The sequence below is a fragment of the Pseudomonas sp. NPDC089534 genome (assembly GCF_044749305.1).
GTDB classification, from domain to species: Bacteria; Pseudomonadota; Gammaproteobacteria; order Pseudomonadales; family Pseudomonadaceae; genus Aquipseudomonas; species Aquipseudomonas ekonensis.
Genome location: NZ_JBIVHR010000033.1, coordinates 1 through 16401 on the forward strand (window position 1 = coordinate 1; position 16401 = coordinate 16401).

Annotated in this window: 15 protein-coding genes; 9 read left to right on the plus strand and 6 right to left on the minus strand. The window is 65.2% G+C overall.

Translation table 11 applies throughout. From position 1 onward, the window contains the following. Positions 1-30: 30 nt before the first annotated feature. From adk to ACIP0B_RS12725, 5 genes are all read left to right on the plus strand, one after another. Entirely contained in the window at positions 31-663 is a 633-nt protein-coding gene (adk, locus tag ACIP0B_RS12705) for an adenylate kinase (RefSeq protein ID WP_400832354.1), read from the plus strand. A 95-nt stretch (positions 664-758) separates the two neighbouring features. Continuing rightward, positions 759-1433, plus strand: a complete 675-nt coding sequence (tsaB, locus tag ACIP0B_RS12710; protein WP_400832285.1) for a tRNA (adenosine(37)-N6)-threonylcarbamoyltransferase complex dimerization subunit type 1 TsaB — start codon at positions 759-761, stop codon at positions 1431-1433. A 283-nt stretch (positions 1434-1716) separates the two neighbouring features. Then, on the plus strand, positions 1717-2025 hold the full coding sequence (locus tag ACIP0B_RS12715; protein WP_085581326.1) for a hypothetical protein: 309 nt from the start codon (positions 1717-1719) through the stop codon (positions 2023-2025). Next, positions 2025-2885: a DUF72 domain-containing protein gene (locus tag ACIP0B_RS12720; RefSeq protein WP_400832286.1), complete on the plus strand. Its 861-nt coding sequence runs from the start codon at positions 2025-2027 to the stop codon at positions 2883-2885. The genes ACIP0B_RS12715 and ACIP0B_RS12720 overlap by 1 nt, the downstream gene beginning before the upstream one ends. Positions 2886-2918: 33 nt before the next feature. Beyond that, positions 2919-3740 (plus strand): oxaloacetate decarboxylase, encoded by an 822-nt coding sequence (locus ACIP0B_RS12725; RefSeq protein ID WP_400832287.1) that lies wholly within the window; start codon positions 2919-2921, stop codon positions 3738-3740. Positions 3741-3762: 22 nt separating this feature from the next. On the opposite strand, the gene ACIP0B_RS12730 is transcribed toward ACIP0B_RS12725, so the two are convergent. After that, positions 3763-4383 (minus strand): energy transducer TonB, encoded by a 621-nt coding sequence (locus ACIP0B_RS12730; protein WP_400832288.1) that lies wholly within the window; start codon positions 4381-4383, stop codon positions 3763-3765. Positions 4384-4475: 92 nt separating this feature from the next. Between ACIP0B_RS12730 and ACIP0B_RS12735 the strand changes: the two genes are divergently transcribed. Further along, positions 4476-5258, plus strand: a complete 783-nt coding sequence (locus ACIP0B_RS12735) for a class I SAM-dependent methyltransferase (protein ID WP_400832289.1) — start codon at positions 4476-4478, stop codon at positions 5256-5258. An 87-nt stretch (positions 5259-5345) separates the two neighbouring features. Here ACIP0B_RS12735 and ACIP0B_RS12740 read toward each other — a convergent pair whose 3' ends face one another. Then, positions 5346-5981, minus strand: a complete 636-nt coding sequence (locus tag ACIP0B_RS12740; protein WP_400832291.1) for a TetR/AcrR family transcriptional regulator — start codon at positions 5979-5981, stop codon at positions 5346-5348. A 94-nt stretch (positions 5982-6075) separates the two neighbouring features. Here ACIP0B_RS12740 and ACIP0B_RS12745 point away from each other — a divergent pair, with 94 nt between their 5' ends. The 3 genes from ACIP0B_RS12745 to ACIP0B_RS12755 all read left to right on the plus strand — a co-directional run bounded on the left by ACIP0B_RS12745 (position 6076) and on the right by ACIP0B_RS12755 (position 11722). Then, positions 6076-7176 carry an efflux RND transporter periplasmic adaptor subunit gene (locus ACIP0B_RS12745; RefSeq protein ID WP_400832292.1) on the plus strand — a complete coding sequence of 367 codons (1101 nt, stop codon included), beginning with the start codon at positions 6076-6078 and terminating at the stop codon, positions 7174-7176. Between the two features lie 6 nt (positions 7177-7182). After that, the gene (locus ACIP0B_RS12750) at positions 7183-10248 is read left to right on the plus strand and encodes an efflux RND transporter permease subunit (RefSeq protein WP_400832294.1); all 3066 of its coding nucleotides are present in this window, start codon (positions 7183-7185) and stop codon (positions 10246-10248) included. 97 nt (positions 10249-10345) lie between these two features. Next, complete coding sequence (locus tag ACIP0B_RS12755) at positions 10346-11722, plus strand: Fic family protein (RefSeq protein ID WP_400832295.1); 1377 nt, start codon at positions 10346-10348, stop codon at positions 11720-11722. On the opposite strand, the gene ACIP0B_RS12760 is transcribed toward ACIP0B_RS12755, so the two are convergent. The 4 genes from ACIP0B_RS12760 to plsB form a co-directional block, all read right to left on the minus strand. Beyond that, on the minus strand, positions 11719-12408 hold the full coding sequence (locus ACIP0B_RS12760) for a DUF4197 domain-containing protein (protein WP_400832296.1): 690 nt from the start codon (positions 12406-12408) through the stop codon (positions 11719-11721). The genes ACIP0B_RS12755 and ACIP0B_RS12760 overlap by 4 nt on opposite strands. Before the next feature lie 27 nt (positions 12409-12435). Next, positions 12436-12834 carry a YbaY family lipoprotein gene (locus ACIP0B_RS12765; protein ID WP_400832298.1) on the minus strand — a complete coding sequence of 133 codons (399 nt, stop codon included), beginning with the start codon at positions 12832-12834 and terminating at the stop codon, positions 12436-12438. A 50-nt stretch (positions 12835-12884) separates the two neighbouring features. After that, positions 12885-13568: a hypothetical protein gene (locus ACIP0B_RS12770; protein WP_400832300.1), complete on the minus strand. Its 684-nt coding sequence runs from the start codon at positions 13566-13568 to the stop codon at positions 12885-12887. A 91-nt stretch (positions 13569-13659) separates the two neighbouring features. After that, complete coding sequence (gene plsB / locus ACIP0B_RS12775) at positions 13660-16170, minus strand: glycerol-3-phosphate 1-O-acyltransferase PlsB (protein ID WP_400832301.1); 2511 nt, start codon at positions 16168-16170, stop codon at positions 13660-13662. Positions 16171-16401: the final 231 nt, after the last annotated feature.

Below are 16401 nucleotides of genomic sequence, written 5' to 3' on the forward strand. Positions count from 1 at the left end.
GCGAGGAGCACATCGAGGCGCGGCCTTCGGCTGGGAGCTCCCGGGGCCGGTACAGGTACTCAGGCTAAGGTCATCACCGAGAAATTCGGCATTCCGCAAATCTCCACCGGCGACATGCTGCGTGCGGCGGTCAAGGCCGGCACCGAGCTGGGCCTCAAGGCCAAGGGCATCATGGATGCCGGCGGCCTGGTGTCGGATGACCTGATCATCGCGCTGGTCAAGGACCGCATCGCTCAGCCTGACTGCGCCAACGGCTTCCTGTTCGACGGCTTCCCGCGCACCATTCCTCAGGCCGAAGCCCTGGTCACCGCCGGCGTCGAGCTGGACGCCGTGGTCGAGATCGCCGTCGAGGACGAAGAGATCGTGCAGCGCATCGCCGGCCGCCGCGTCCACGAGGCCAGCGGCCGCGTGTACCACATCGTCTACAACCCGCCGAAGGCCGAAGGCAAGGACGACGTCACCGGCGAAGACCTGGTGCAGCGCAAGGACGACACCGAGGAGACCGTGCGCCATCGCCTGTCGGTCTACCACTCCCAGACCAAGCCGCTGGTGGACTTCTACCAGAAGCTGTCCGCCGCCCAGGGCAAGCCGAAGTACAGCCACATCCCTGGCGTCGGTTCGGTCGAGGCCATCACCGCCAAGGTGCTGGCGGCCCTGAGCTGAAAAACCGGCTCAGCTGCATCATCCACGGCCCGCTTGCGGGCCGTAGTTGTTTATACTGGCGCACTTTTTTCATCCCCTGATTGACGGACACACCGATGAGCACCCTGCTGGCCCTGGACACCGCGACTGAAGCCTGCTCCGTCGCCTTGCTGCATGACGGCAAGGTCACGAGCCATTACGAGGTGATCCCGCGCCTGCATGCGCAGAAACTGCTGCCGATGATCCAGCGGCTGCTGGCCGATGCCGGCGCCACCCTGCAAGCGGTGGACGCCATCGCCTTCGGCCGCGGCCCCGGCGCCTTCACCGGCGTGCGGATCGCCATCGGCGTGGTGCAGGGGCTGGCGTTCGCCCTGGAGCGTCCGGTGCTGCCGGTCTCCAACCTGGCGGTGCTGGCGCAGCGGGCCTACCGCGAACACGGCGCAAGCCAGGTCGCGGCGGCCATCGATGCGCGCATGGACGAGGTGTACTGGGGCTGCTACCGCGAGACGGCAGGGGAGATGCGTCTGGTGGGCGCCGAAGCGGTCCTGCCGCCGGAAGCCGCAGCGCTGCCGTCCGATGCCGCGGGTGAATGGTTCGGTGCGGGCACCGGTTGGGGCTACGGCGAACGCATCGCGGTCAGCCTGAGCGGCGCCGACGCCGGCATGCTGCCCCACGCCGAAGACCTGCTGACCCTGGCCCGGTTCGCCTGGGAACGCGGTGAGGCCATCGCCCCGGACGACGCCCAGCCGGTCTACCTGCGCGACAAGGTCGCCACCCCAAAGGCCCGCTGAAATTTCCTTGTGGCGAGGGCGCTTGTCGAATCGTCCTGCTTGGCTTCGGCGGTGTATCAACTGACGTATCGGGGCCGCTTCGCAGCCCAGCGGGAGCAAGCTCCCTCGCCACAGAGGATTCGACAAGCTCCCTCGCCACAGCGGCTGCATCAGGCGCCAATCGTCAGTTTCCAACCCCGCGCTTTAAACCTTTTGTCTTTTATGTGTTCTAGTTATCACTCGGCGGTTTGCTAAGTCGGTCAGGTGCCGCTAAATTGCCATCATCGATACCGAGCATGACTTTATGCGTATAGACGGCGTTTCCTCTCATTCCTACCCCATCAAGCGCAAGCCCCGCAAAGGCAACGCGGCGCTGGATGAGTCCGTCGACGATATCGACGGCGAGCTGGAAATCCCTTCCGAAGAGCAATTGGCCGCCCGCGCCGCCAAGGCCTCCGCGCAACGCCTGAGCAATCTGCCCGCCCGTCAGCAAGACATGATCTACCACCGTGCGATGAAGAAGAGCGTGGCCATGGCCTTGGCCAGCTACCTGAGCACCGCCGGGTTTGTCGACTGGGAAGCGGACGTGCTGGGCCTCGACCTGTACATCTGATGGCGCTGCCCTATTACCTGGGTTGTCCGTCCTGGAGCGAGAGCGCCTGGCGCGATTACCTGTACCCGGCGGACGCGAAAACGGCTGACTTCCTCGGCCTCTATGCCCAGGTGTTCAACGCAGTGGAAGGCAACACGACCTTCTACGCCAGCCCGTCGCCGGCCACGGTGCAGCGCTGGGCCGAGGTGATGCCGGAGCGCTTTCGGTTCACCGCCAAGTTCCCCGGCGACATCAGCCACGGCGGCGACCTGCGCGACCAGCTCACCGCCGCCGAAACCTTCATCCAATTGCTCAGTCCCCTCGGTGACCGTGTTTCGCCGATGTGGCTGCAGCTGTCGAAAAGCTTCACCCCGCAGCGGCTGCCGGAACTGGCGGCGTTCATCGACGCCTTGGACCGGCCCCTGGCGGTGGAAGTGCGCCATGATCAGTTCTTCGCCAAGGGCGAGAGCGAACGGTTGCTCAACCGCCTGCTGCTCGACCGTGGCGTCGAGCGCATCTGCCTCGACCCGCGTGCGTTGTTCAGTTGCCTGTCCACCGAGTCGTCGGTGATCCACGCCCAATCGAAGAAGCCCCGCGTGCCCACGCGTCCGGCGGCGTTCACCCAGCATCCGCAGGTGCGCTTCATCGGCCATCCGCAGCTTGAGGCCAATGACCCGTTCCTGGTGCCGTGGGTGGCGAAAATCGCCGAATGGATCGAAGAGGGGCGCACGCCGTACATCTTCCTGCACACGGCGGACAACCTGCTGGCGGCGAAGCTGGCGCAGCGCTTTCACACCCAACTGATGCAGCGCCTGCCTGGCTTGCCGCCCCTGCCTGAGCTATACAGAGAGCCCGCCGCGGAGCAATTGGGACTGCTCTGAGGCGGATTTCCTTCTCTGCCCGGGAGCCTGCCGATGGACGCGCAAATCCGCAAAGCCGAAGCCTTCAAAGCCCTGCACGAACGCAGCGGGCTCTTTGTCATGCCCAATCCGTGGGACGCCGGCTCCGCGAAGCTGCTGGCCGGCTTGGGCTACCCGGCGCTGGCGACCACCAGCGCCGGGTATGCGTTTTCCCAGGGCAAGCCCGATGGCGGCCTGAGCCTTGAGGAGACCTTGGCCAACGTCCGGGCGATTGCCGCGGCGACGGATCTGCCGGTGTCGGTGGATCTGGAGAACGGTTTCGCCGACGGACCTGCCGAATCGGCGCAGAGCCTGATCCACGCGGCCAGGGCGGGTGCGGTGGGCGGCTCCATCGAGGACGCCACCGGCCGCGAAGACGGCCCGATCTACTGCTTCGAGCATGCGGTGGCGCGGATCGAGGCGGCGGTGGCGGCGGTGCGCTCGCTGCCGTTTCCCTTCACCCTGACCGCCCGTGCGGAAAACTACCTGCACGGCCGGCCCGACCTCGACGACACCATTCGCCGCTTGCAGGCGTTCGCCGAAGCGGGGGCCGACGTGCTCTACGCACCGGGCCTGCGCAATGCCGAAGAGGTGCTGGCGGTGGTGCGCGCCGTGGCGCCGAAACCGGTGAATGTGCTGATGTCCGGCGCACTGAAGCTGACGTTGCAGGAGCTGGAGGAGATGGGCGTGCGCCGGGTGAGCACCGGGTCGGCGCTGGCGTTGGCGGCGCTCGGCGAGTTCTTCCGGGCGGCCGAAGAGATCAGGCAGTCGGGCACGTTCACGTTCACGTCGCGTTCGATGGCGTATGCCCAGGTCAATCGGTCGTTCAAGGGGTGAGGGCGCGCCGGGGCGCTGAGGTTCAGGCGGCGATGCGCAGGTTCTGCTGAACGATCGGGCGCACCCAGCCGTTGTCGAAGTCCAGCGCACGCTGCTGCTCGACGATCTCTTCCGGGGGGAACGGCGGGAAGGGCTTTTGCATCAGGTCGAGGTCGAACTCGGCGATCGGCAGGTACAGCGGACGCTTCTGCGGTGCGGCGCCCGGCTCGGGAACCGGTTGGCCGTGGGTGAGCACGATCGGGCGAACCCAGCCGCTCTCGAAGTCCTGCTGCTTCTGCTGGGCGTTGATCTCTTCCGGCGGGAACGGCGGGAACGGCTTGTCGAGCAGCTCCGTCTCGAATTCGGCGATCGGCAGGAACAGCGGTTCCGGCGGGCGGATCTCGGTGTCGACCACATCGCACTCGCGCTGGCTGACGATGTGCGCGTGCAGGTCGCTGCCGACGGTCGGCTCGTCCGGGCTGTCCAGGTCGACCGGCGGGAACGTGCCGCAGGCCGGCACCACATCACTCGACTGTTCGGCCAGCGCCTGGGCAAAGAAATCCTGCCACAGGTGACTGACGCCGCTCAGTGCCTGAGTGTTCTGACGGCTGAAATCGCCATGGGGCGAGATGTAGCCAATCGATGTGGGATGGATGCCTGACATTTTTTTCGGTCGACGCTCGGCTCTGGCAGAATGCGCGTTGATTGGGTTATCGGCCGATTTTGCCGATCCTTAACTTTTTGAGCGTGTTTTTCATGATTGAGCATCCAGCGGCCTGCCGCATCCATGTCGAGGCCCTCGACCCTGCCTTCGAGCCGCAGGCCCGGCAGTGGGCCGAGCGCCTGAGCCTGCCGTTGCAGGCGGACGACGGCGAGTTCGCCTTGCAGGTCGGCGGGCAGGGCCTGCAACTGCAGCAGTTGGGGCCGGACGCGCCGGGGCCGGTGCGGGTGGATTTCGTCGAGGGCGGAGCGGCCCACCGTCGTCTGTACGGCGGCGGCAACGGCCAGATGATCGCCAAGGCCGTCGGCATCGCCCAGGGCGTGCGCCCGCGGGTGCTGGACGCCACGGCGGGGCTGGGCAAGGATGCGTTCGTGCTGGCGAGCCTGGGCTGCGAGATGAGCCTGATCGAGCGTCAGCCGTTGATCGGCGCGTTGCTCGAAGACGGCCTGGCCAGGGCGGCGGAGGATTTCGATGTGGCGCCGATCGTGGCGCGGATGACGCTGCTCAAGGGCAACTCCATCGAGGTGATGCGCAACTGGGAGGGTGAGCCGCCGCAGGTGATCTACCTCGACCCGATGTTTCCCCATCGCGAGAAGACCGCGCTGGTGAAGAAGGAGATGCGCCTGTTCCGGCCGTTGGTGGGCGATGACCCGGACGCGCCGGCGCTGCTGGAGGCGGCCCTGGCCCTGGCGAGCCATCGGGTGGTGGTCAAGCGCCCGCGCAAGGCACCGTGCATCGAAGGGCCGAAGCCGAGCCATGCGCTGGACGGCAAGTCCAGCCGCTACGACATCTATCCGAAGAAAGCGCTCAAGGCCTGAGCCCCAGGTGCCGCCATTGCCGGCTCCCACAAGGGATTTCTGAACATCAGACGTCCGGTGCGGGAGCCGATCGGCGCGGCAAAGCCATCAGGGCCGGTAGGCCCGCATGAACAACCCCACCACTTCCTGCACATGGCTCTCGGCCGCCTCTTCGGTCAGCGGCTCGCCGCAGCCGTACAGCAGGCGGAAATTGCCCGCGCCCTTGATCAGGCAGAAGAAATGCTCGGCGGCGTTGCGCGGCAGGTCGATGCTCAGCTCGCCGGTCTCGTTGACCCGGGTCAGCAGCCGCTCCATGCCCTGCACCATGCGTTGGGGCCCGGCTTCGAAGAAGATCAGCGACAGCTTCGGATCCTGACTGCCCAGCGCCATGATGAGCCGGTGCAGGTTCACCGATTCTTCGCTGTTGATCAGTTGGTGGAAGCCGCGGGCAATGTTCAGCAACACATTTTCCACGGCGACGCCGTCCGGCAGTTCGAAGACCATCGACGGCAGCTGCGCTTCGCATTTGGCCGCCACGGCGGCGGAGAACAACGTTTCCTTGTCGTTGAAATGGCTGTAGACGGTCAGTTTTGAAACGCCCGCCTCGGCGGCCACCGCGTCCATGCTGGTGTTGGCGTAGCCGTGGCTCAGGAACAGGGTTTTCGCCGCTTCGAGGATCGCCTGGCGCTTGGCCGGATCCTTGGGGCGACCCGGGCCGTTTGGGGCTGGGGGATTGTTTGGCATTCTTCGCTTTTAATACTGGACTGGTGAGTTTGCTATTAATAACATACCCGCCAGTATAATTATTCCAGGCCCCCTTAGCGAAAGGTCCGTCACCATGTTCCGCTATGCGCTGTCCATTGCAATGCCAGTCAGTCTGGCTTTTTTATTGTCGGCATGCGGTCACGAGGAGGCGACGCCCGTCACCGTCCGGCCGGCCATGGTGGTTCAGCCAGAGCCTTCGGCGCAGGCGATGGAGAGTTATCCGGGGGAGGTGCGGGCCCGTTACGAGCCTGACCTGGCCTTCCGCATCGGCGGCAAGGTCAGCCGACGACTGGTCGAAGAGGGCCAGCGGGTCAAGGCCGACCAACCCCTGGCCGAACTCGATCCGCAGGACGTGCGCCTGCAACTGGAGGCCACCCGCGCCCAGGTCGCCGCCGCCGAAGCCAACCTGAACCTGGTGCGGGCCGAGCGCGACCGCTACAAGACCCTGATGGACCGGCAGATGGTCAGCCGCTCCCAGTACGACAACGCGGAAAACCTCTACCGCTCCGGCGAAGCCCGCCTCAAGCAGATCAAGGCCGAATTCAACGTCTCGACCAACCAGGCCAGCTACGCGGTGCTGCGCGCACCGCAGGACGGCGTGGTGTCCCGGCGTTCGCTGGAGGTGGGCCAGGTGGTCGCCGCCGGGCAGACCGTGTTCACCCTCGCCACCGACGGCGAGCGCGAAGTGTCGATCAGCCTGCCGGAACAGAGCTTCGGCCGCTTCAAGGTCGGCCAGCCGGTCTCCGTTGAGCTTTGGACGCAGCCGGATCAACGCTTCGCAGGGCGCATCCGCGAGCTGTCGCCGGCCGCCGACCCGAAATCCCGCACCTTTGCCGCGCGCATCGCCTTCGCCTCCGGCAAGGTGCCGGCCGAACTCGGCCAGAGCGCCCGGGTGTATGTGCAGACCGCCGAGTCGGTGCCGCTGTCGGTGCCGCTGTCGGCGTTGACCGCCGAGAACGGCACGACCTACGTCTGGGTCGTCAGCGCCAACAACACCCTGAAGAAGACCCCGGTGCGCATCGGCGCCTTCGGCGAGAAGAGCGTGCCGGTGCTCGAAGGCCTGAACGCCAGCGACTGGGTGGTCGCCGCCGGTGTGCATGTGCTTCTGGAGGGGCAGCAGGTGCGCCCCGTGGACCGTTCCAACCGGGTGGTCAATCTGGCGGGCAAGGAGTAATCCCCGATGGGTTTCAATCTTTCCGCCTGGGCGCTGCGCAATCGCCAGATCGTACTGTTCCTGATGCTTTTGCTGGCGATTGTCGGCGCGTTGTCCTACACCAAGCTTGGCCAGAGCGAAGACCCGCCGTTCACCTTCAAGGCCATGGTGATCCAGACCCGCTGGCCCGGCGCCACGGCCCAGGAAGTCTCGCGCCAGGTCACCGAGCGCATCGAAAAGAAACTGATGGAGACCGGCGAATACGAACGCATCGTGTCGTTCTCCCGCCCGGGCGAATCCCAGGTGACGTTCATTGCCCGGGACTCCATGCACTCGGCGGAGATCCCGGATCTCTGGTATCAGGTGCGCAAGAAGGTCAGCGACATCCGCCAGACCTTGCCGCCGGGCATTCAGGGCCCGTTCTTCAACGATGAGTTCGGCACCACCTTCGGCAACATCTACGCCCTGACCGGCGACGGCTTCGACTACGCGGTGCTCAAGGACTACGCCGACCGCGTGCAGATCCAGCTGCAGCGGGTCAAGGACGTGGGCAAGGTGGACCTGCTCGGCCTGCAGGACGAGAAGATCTGGGTCGAGCTGTCCAACGTCAAGCTGGCCACCCTCGGCCTGCCGCTGGCGGCTGTGCAGCAGGCGCTGGAGGAGCAGAACGCGGTGTCCACCGCCGGGTTCTTCGAGACCGGCAGCGAGCGCCTGCAACTGCGGGTCTCGGGGAATTTCCAGACGGTCGACGAAATCCGCAGTTTCCCGATCCGGGTCGGCGACCGCACCTTCCGCATCGCCGATGTCGCCGACGTGCGCCGCGGCTTCAACGATCCGCCCGCGCCGCGCATGCGCTTCATGGGTGAGGACGCCATCGGCCTCGCGGTGGCGATGAAGGACGGCGGCGACATTCTGGTGCTGGGCAAGGCGCTGGAGCAGGAGTTCGCCCGCATCCAGAAGAACCTCCCGGCCGGCATGCAGCTGCGCAAGGTCTCCGACCAGCCGGCGGCGGTGAAGACCGGCGTCGGCGAGTTCGTCCAGGTGCTGGTCGAGGCATTGGCCATCGTGCTGCTGGTGAGCTTCTTCTCCCTCGGCGTGCGCACCGGCATGGTGGTGGCGCTGACCATTCCGCTGGTGCTGGCGATGACGTTCGCCTGCATGTACTACCTGGGGATCGGCCTGCACAAGATCTCCCTCGGTGCGCTGGTGCTGGCCCTGGGGCTGCTGGTGGACGACGCGATCATCGCCGTGGAGATGATGGCGATCAAAATGGAGCAGGGCTTCGACCGGATCAAGGCCGCCAGTTTCGCCTGGACCAGCACCGCGTTCCCGATGCTCACCGGCACGCTGATCACAGCGGCCGGGTTCCTGCCGATCGCCACGGCGCAGTCCGGCACCGGCGAATACACCCGTTCGATCTTTCAGGTGGTGACCATCGCGCTGCTGGCCTCGTGGGTGGCGGCGGTGGTGTTCGTGCCGTACCTGGGCGAGAAGCTGCTGCCGGACCTGGCCAAGATCCACGCGGCCAAGCACGGCCCGGACCAGCCGGACCCTTACGGCACGCCGTTCTACCAGCGGGTGCGTCGTCTGGTGGAGTGGTGCGTGCGCCGGCGCAAGACCGTGATCGTGCTGACCATCGGCCTGTTCGTCGCCTCGGTGATGCTGTTCCGCTTCGTGCCCCAGCAGTTCTTCCCGGCTTCCGGGCGGCTGGAGCTGATGGTCGACCTGAAGCTGGCCGAAGGCGCCTCCCTGGCCAACACCGCCGCCGAGGTCAAACGCCTGGAGGCGCTGCTCAAGGACCGCGCCGGCATCGACAACTACGTGGCGTACGTCGGCACCGGCTCGCCGCGCTTCTACCTGCCGCTGGACCAGCAATTGCCGGCCGCCAGCTTCGCCCAGTTCGTGGTGCTGGCCAAGACCATCGAGGAGCGCGAAGCCCTGCGCACCTGGCTGATCGACACGCTCAACGAACAGTTCCCGACCCTGCGCTCGCGGGTCACGCGGCTGGAGAACGGCCCGCCGGTCGGCTACCCGGTGCAGTTCCGCGTCACCGGCGAGCACATCGAGGAAGTCCGCGCGCTGGCCCGCAAGGTAGCGGCCAAGGTGCGCGAGAACCCGCACGTGGTCAACGTGCACCTGGACTGGGAAGAGCCGAGCAAGGTCGTGTACCTGAACATCGACCAGGACCGCGCCCGGGCCTTGGGCGTGAGCACCGCCAACCTGGCGAAGTTCCTGCAGAGTTCGCTGACCGGCTCCAGCGTCAGCCAGTACCGCGAAGACAACGAACTGATCGAGATCCTGCTGCGCGGCACCGTGCATGAGCGCACCGAGCTGTCGCTGCTGCCGAGCCTGGCGGTGCCCACCGACAACGGCCGCAGCGTGGCGCTGTCGCAGATCGCCACGCTGGAGTACGGCTTCGAGGAAGGCATCATCTGGCACCGCAACCGCCTGCCGAACGTGACCGTGCGCGCCGACATCTACGGCAAGGAACAGCCGGCCACCCTGGTGCAGCAGATCATGCCGACCCTCGACCCGATCCGCGCCGAACTGCCGGACGGCTACCTGCTGGACGTCGGCGGCACCGTGGAAGACTCCGAGCGCGGGCAGAAGTCGGTCAACGCCGGCGTGCCGATGTTCATCGTCGTGGTGCTGACCCTGCTGATGGTGCAACTGCGCAGCTTCTCGCGCACGGCGATGGTGTTCCTGACGGCGCCGCTGGGCCTGATCGGCGTGACCCTGTTCCTGCTGGTGTTCCGCCAGCCGTTCGGCTTCGTGGCGATGCTCGGCACCATCGCGCTGTCGGGGATGATCATGCGCAACTCGGTGATCCTGGTGGATCAGATCGAACAGGACATCGCCGCGGGGCTCAAGCCGTGGCAGGCGATCATCGAGGCCACCGTGCGCCGGTTCCGGCCGATCGTGCTGACCGCCCTGGCGGCGGTGCTGGCGATGATCCCACTGTCGCGCAGCGTGTTCTTCGGCCCGATGGCGGTGGCGATCATGGGCGGTCTGATCGTGGCGACGGCGCTGACGCTGCTGTTCCTGCCGGCGCTGTATGCGGCGTGGTTCCGGGTCAGGAAGGAGCCTGTCTGATCTCCTACGCCAATATCAGACCGGTCTGATATTGAGCCGTTGGCACCTGGATGCTGTACTCGACGCTCCGTTTTGACGAGCGTTCGAGTCAGCCTCCATGAAAAATCCGCCTCCATTGAAGGGCAGGGCCGATCCGGTCTTCGAGCTGTTGGTGCGCCCGCCCCACAAGCATCGGTTGATGGATTATCTCGCGCTGCTCAAGCCCCTCGACGACCGGAACCGTTACCTTCCCTTCGACGCCTTGCGCCGTCGCTGGGCTGCGGGGCTGGATGCCAGGCTCTGCTGGGCATTGGTCAAGAAGGCCAGGGCTGCCCAGCACATCAACCTGCTGCCTTTGGGCGAGCCGGCGCAGTGGGGCAAGTACCTGCTGACGCCGCTGGCGCAAAAGACCCTCTGCGTGGTGGATCGGCAGACCACTTCGGCCTCCCTCGAATACAGGGCGAGCCGGATCGGCGAGCGCGCGCATTTCAGCAGTCTGCTCAACGACCTGATCGAGGACGAGGCCATCGCCAGCAGCCAGTTGGAGGGGGCGGCGACCACGACGCGGGTCGCCAAGGACATGCTCAGGCAGCGACGCCAACCGCGCACCCCCGACGAGCGCATGGTCATGGGCAACTACAGGATGATGGGTTTCGCCTGGGAAAAGCGTCACGAGCCGTTGAGTGTCGGGCTGATCGCCGCGCTCCATCGGATCGGGGTGGAAGGGATCGATGATGCGCAGTATCAGCCGGGCCGTTTCAGGCGCGATGACGAGGTGGTGGTCCAGGACGGCGAAGGCAACACGGTGCATCGGCCGCCGCCCGCCGTCGGGCTGGTGGCACGCCTCGAGGCAATCTCTCGGTGGGTCAATCAAAGGCATGATGATCCGCACCCCTTGATCAAGGCGATCACGCTGCATTTTGCCCTGGGTTACGAGCACCCGTTTCGCGACGGGAACGGGCGGGTCGCCCGGGCATTGTTCTACTGGTTCATGTTCAGAAACGATTTCTCCGCGTTTCGCTACGTCGCGATCAGTCTCCTGTTGCGCAATGCGCCGGTGCAGTACGGGCGCTCGTACCTGCATACGGAAGCTGACGAGCTGGATTTGACTTACTTCATCGAGTTCCAGTGTTCGGTGATCCTGCGGGCGGTGAATGCCTTTGCCGACGCCTATCGCAGGAGCCTGGCGCACACCGAAGACTTCGAGCGCGGTTTGGTGTCGTCAGGTTTTTTCGAGCGGCTCTCGGACAGGCAACGGGCGCTGTATCGGGCGGCCAAGAGCGAGGTGGCCAAGGAGTTCACGGCGGGCAATGTGCAGGAGCATCTGGGGTGCTCCTATCGGGCGGCGGTTTCGGCCCTGAACGGGCTGGTGGGGTTGCAGGTCTTCGAGAAGCGGAAAATGGGGCGCGAGTGGGTGTTCTTCCTGCGTGCGGCGCCAACCCTTGAAGCGAAGAAAGGGAGCGATGCCTCTCGCTCCCTTGCCTTGCCGGCCTAGAGGGTGCCGAACACCTTCTTCGCCAGGCCGGTCGCCGCAGCGGCCGGGTTCTTGCGGATGGTTTCTTCCTGCTTGCCGATCATCTCGAACAGGCCGTTCAGCGCCTGTTCGGTCACGTAGCTCTCGATGTTGGCGCTCTTGGCGTCCACCACGCCGAAGGTCGCGGCCTGCCCGGCGAACGCGTTGTACTTCTGCGCCACGCCGACCTTGTCGGTGGCCTGCTTGACGATCGGCAGGAACTTGGCGCGGATCTGTTCGCGGCTGGTCTTGTTCAGGTACTGGGTGGCCGAATCGTTGCCGCCGCTGAGGATGCCCTTGGCGTCTTCGACGGTCATTTTCTTCACGGCGTCGACGAGGATCGGCTGGGCCTGCACCACAGCGGCTTCGGCTGCCTTGTTCATGCTGGTCTCCAGCTGATCGACCTGGTCACCCATGCCGAACGCTTTCATTTTGCTGGCGACCTTGCCGAGCTTGCCCGGCAGCTCGATCCTCACGTCCGGGTTGTCGCTGAAACCGCCCGGCGTGCCCAGCTGTTTGACGGCCAGTTGCGCACCCTGGGTCAGGGCGTCCTTGAGGCCGCCGGTGGCGTCGGACTGCGACAGGTCGCTCAAGGACAGCGCAGACGCGCCGGCGGAGATCATCAGGCCTGCGCACAGGCTGGCGAAGCGAAGGGTAGGGCGGAGCATGGCGGCTTCCTTGTTCCTGAAAGTGAATTAGCGGACGGCGTCGACGCGGACCTTGAACGGCTGCGGATCGTTGCCGTCGAGTTGCACGGCGTGGTTTTCGGTGGTGATGAACATCAGTTCACCGTTGACCTCGATGCGCGCGCTGACCGAATAGCGGTGGCCGGGTTTGACCTGGGCCGGATCGTAGCTCAAACGGAACGGCAGCGGCACCTGGCCTTTGACCGGGCCGGTCTGTTCGTCGAGCACCACGGCCGGGGCATCGGCCAGGGACACGTCCTGCAGGCTCACGCTCAGCGTCGCGCTCGGCGGCAGGGCGATGCGCTGCAGGTAGAACACTTCGCCGTCGAGGCTGGCCTTGCCGGCCGGAGTGGTGGATTGGCAGGCGCTCAACAGCGTGGCGGCGGCGAGCAGGGACAGTCTTTTCATGGAAACCTCTGGGACAAGGGCGCCGGAAGAATCCCGACGCCCCGGAAAATCTAGCGGAATTTGGCGGCGACGTCAGTGAACAAACGTAATGGCGCCATGAGCCAGCGGCGGAGCGACGGCCATGAGACCGATCGTTCCGGGCGTGCGGCCGGAACCAGTTCCGCGAGCCCGGGATAGACCGCTATGCGTTGGTGATATCGGTTTTCGATGCCGCTCAACGCATATTGCCTGCCGGGAACCAGTTGCCGCGGATCGTAGCGAAGGTAAAACGAACGGGCGCTCTGTTCATCCTGGGTGATTCGGAGCAGTTCGACGTCCGGGCTGTCGGGTTCATGCAGGCTGATGGTCACGGCTTCCTCCGGCGCAACGGTCTCGGGTTCCTGGACTTCGACATGCAAGTAACCCACCGGGCTCAGGTGCACGGTTTGGCGATGCGGGGCCCGATTGACGATGACAAGGTGATCCTGTTCCAGCAACAAGGGCTGCTGGTCATGGAAGAACTGGACATTGATCCGGTATTTGACGCCGACGGCAGTAACGCGGTGTTCAAAGGCAAAGTCCCATTGGCCATCGGCGATGGCAGGGGTTCTCCACTCTTTGATTTTCATCGGCGCATCGCCGTAATCCGCATGAACCTCGACGACGGTTTCGTTTTCCCCGTCGGCAGGGGCCTTGAATGCCTGGGGAAGGCTGAATGTCAGTTTGATGGAGGCAACTTCGCTCAACAGGTTCATTTCGATATCCGTATCGATCAAAAGAACCCATTAGTTCACGAATCAACTAACCGGCAAATGCTGGCACCTTCCGGTTAGTTGTCCGCAAGTTTCAGTCCTCGGCGGTCGGCTGCGCTGGGGCGGCCGTTTCGGCGGCGTCTTCGCTGCGGTGCAGCGCCACCTGACGGATCGACAGGCGGATCTCCGCCGGCAGCACGCGCTTGGCCGCGCCTTCGGCCAGTTCGCCGAGCAGTTCGTGGTAGCTCAACTTGCCGGCCTCGTCGCGGCGCAGCACATCCAGGTCGAGCATCGTCTGGATGAAGTGGCGGAACAGGCTCTTGTCGAAGAACTCCGGGGCATTGAGGCCGTGCAGGATCGACAGGCGCTGGGCCATGACCGTGCACAGGTCTTCCAGCTCTTCGGCGCTGAGGCTGTTCTGGCCGCTGTTGAGCAGCAGCGAGACGGTCATGTAGAAGCGCTGCAGGGTCTGGGCGATGTTGCGGGACAGCAGGGTCAGCAGCACGAAATGCCGCGAGCTCGGAGCCGGACGCAGGTAAACGTCCTTCTCGAAGCGCAGCAGGCCCTGTTCGACGAAGGCGTCCAGCCACTGGTCGATCACGCCGTCCAGCTCGTCCAGTGTCCAGCGGATGAACAGCTCCGCCTGCAGGTACGGATACAGCGCACGGGTGTAGCGCAGGATCTGTTCGCGGCTCATGCGCGAACTGCTCTGGAAGAAGCTCGCCAGCAGCGCCGGCAGGGCGAAGATGTGCAGCACGTTGTTGCGGTAGTAGGTCATCAGGACGGCGTTCTGCTCGTCCAGGTAGAGGATCTTGCCCAGCGCGTCGTTCTGCTCGGACAGCAGGTCCATGTCCTTCACATGCTGGATCAGCGCCTGGCCGTCGCCTTGCGGCAGCGTGGTGTGCGGCGAGTACGGCACTTTGCGCAGCAGCGCCAGGTACAGGTCCAGCACCCGAGCCATGGCCCGGTCGTCCAGGGCCAGCCGGCCGGTGGACAGCAGCGCCAGCGCCACCAGGTTCACCGGGTTGATCGCCGCCGCTTCGTTCAGGTGCTGCGCGACCTTCTCGCCCAGGCGGTTGGTGGTTTCGTTGAGCCACGCCGGCTTGAACTGCGGGCCGAGGTCCTGCTGACGCCAGCCGGGCTGCTCGTGGTCGAGGAATTCCGCCAGCTTGATCGGTTCGCCGAAGTTCACCGCCACCTGGCCGAAACGCTGCTTGAGCGCGCCGATGACCTTGAAGATGTCGAAGATCGACTCTTTCTTCTTGCTCGCCCCGCGCAGTTCGCCGAGGTAGGTCCGGCCTTCCAGCACGCGCTCGTAGCCGATGTACACCGGCACGAACACGATCGGCGTGCGCGAGGAGCGCAGGAAGCTGCGCATCGTGATCGCCAGCATGCCGGTCTTGGGCTGCAGCATGCGCCCGGTGCGCGAGCGGCCGCCCTCGACGAAGTACTCCACCGGGAAGCCCTTGGTGAACAGGGTGTGCAGGTATTCGTTGAACACCGAGGTGTACAGCGGGTTGCCCTTGAACGTGCGGCGCATGAAGAACGCGCCGCCGCGGCGCAGCAGGCCGCCGATCACCGGCATGTTCAGGTTGATCCCGGCGGCGATGTGCGGCGGGGTCAGGCCGTTGCGAAACAGCAGGTAGGAGAGCAGCAGGTAATCGATGTGGCTGCGGTGGCACGGCACGTAGATCACTTCATGGCCCGGCGCGATCTTCTGCACGCCTTCGATGTGGTTGACCTTGATCCCGTCGTAGATCTTGTTCCAGAACCAGCTCAGCACCACTTCCAGGAAGCGGATGGCGGTGTAGGTGTAGTCCGAGGCGATCTCGTTGCCGTAGCGCAGGGCCTGGGCCTTGGCCTTTTCCGCCGAGATGTTTTCCCGCTCGGCCTCGTCGAGGATCGCCTGGCGCACCAGCGGCTGGTTGATCAGGCCCTTGACCAGGTTGCGCCGGTGGGAGATGTCCGGGCCGATCACCGCGGCCTTGAGGTTGCGAAAATGCACCCGCAGGATCCGCTGGGCCATGCGCACGGTGCGCTCGTGGCCCTTGTTGTGTTCGATCAGCTCGCGCAGGTGGATCGGCGCGGAGAACTGCACGCGGGTCTTGCGCCCCAGGATCATGATGCTCAGCAGGCGGCGCAGGCGGCCGGTGACCGCCCAGCTGTCGGCGAACAGCAGTTTCCACGGGCTCGACTCGCTGTCCGGCGACTGGCCCCAGAACACGCTCACCGGAATGATCTGCGCGTCTTCGGCGGCGTTCTGGCTCAGGGCGCTGACCAGCCGGGTCAGGGTCGGCGGCGCGCCGCGCTTGTCGTGGCGGCCGAGCCAGTCCGGATCCGGCGTCAGGTAGAAGAACGCCGCCGGTTCGATCAGCGACCCGACCGACACCGGCAGCACCGGGCGCGGCAGGCCGGCCTTGGTGCACTCGGTGTCGACCACGGCCAGATCGGTGAGCGACGGGTTTTGCAGGACGTAGAACACCGGACGGCTGCGGTCGAGGTTGAGGGTGAACGACGACTGGTTGATCGTCTCCGAGCGGACCCAGAGGTACAGCAGTCGGCGCAAGGTGCCAAACACAAGACGGCGGAACGGGGAACGGGTCATACGGATTCTTCGTCATTGAATAAAACCGAGCGTTTGCTCGGGAAGGGCGACAGTGTGCCGGATTCGCTGAAAATCGGCAAAAAAGCGGCTAAGTAAACTCTTGTTGAGAGTATCGGCACCTGACATATACTCGGCGGTCTGTCGCCGGGGCCCTCGTATGGACGTCGGACGCAGGCTGACGTTCCTCAAAGGCTTTCCTGCGAAAAGCCCGTTCAATAATAAAAAAGGAGT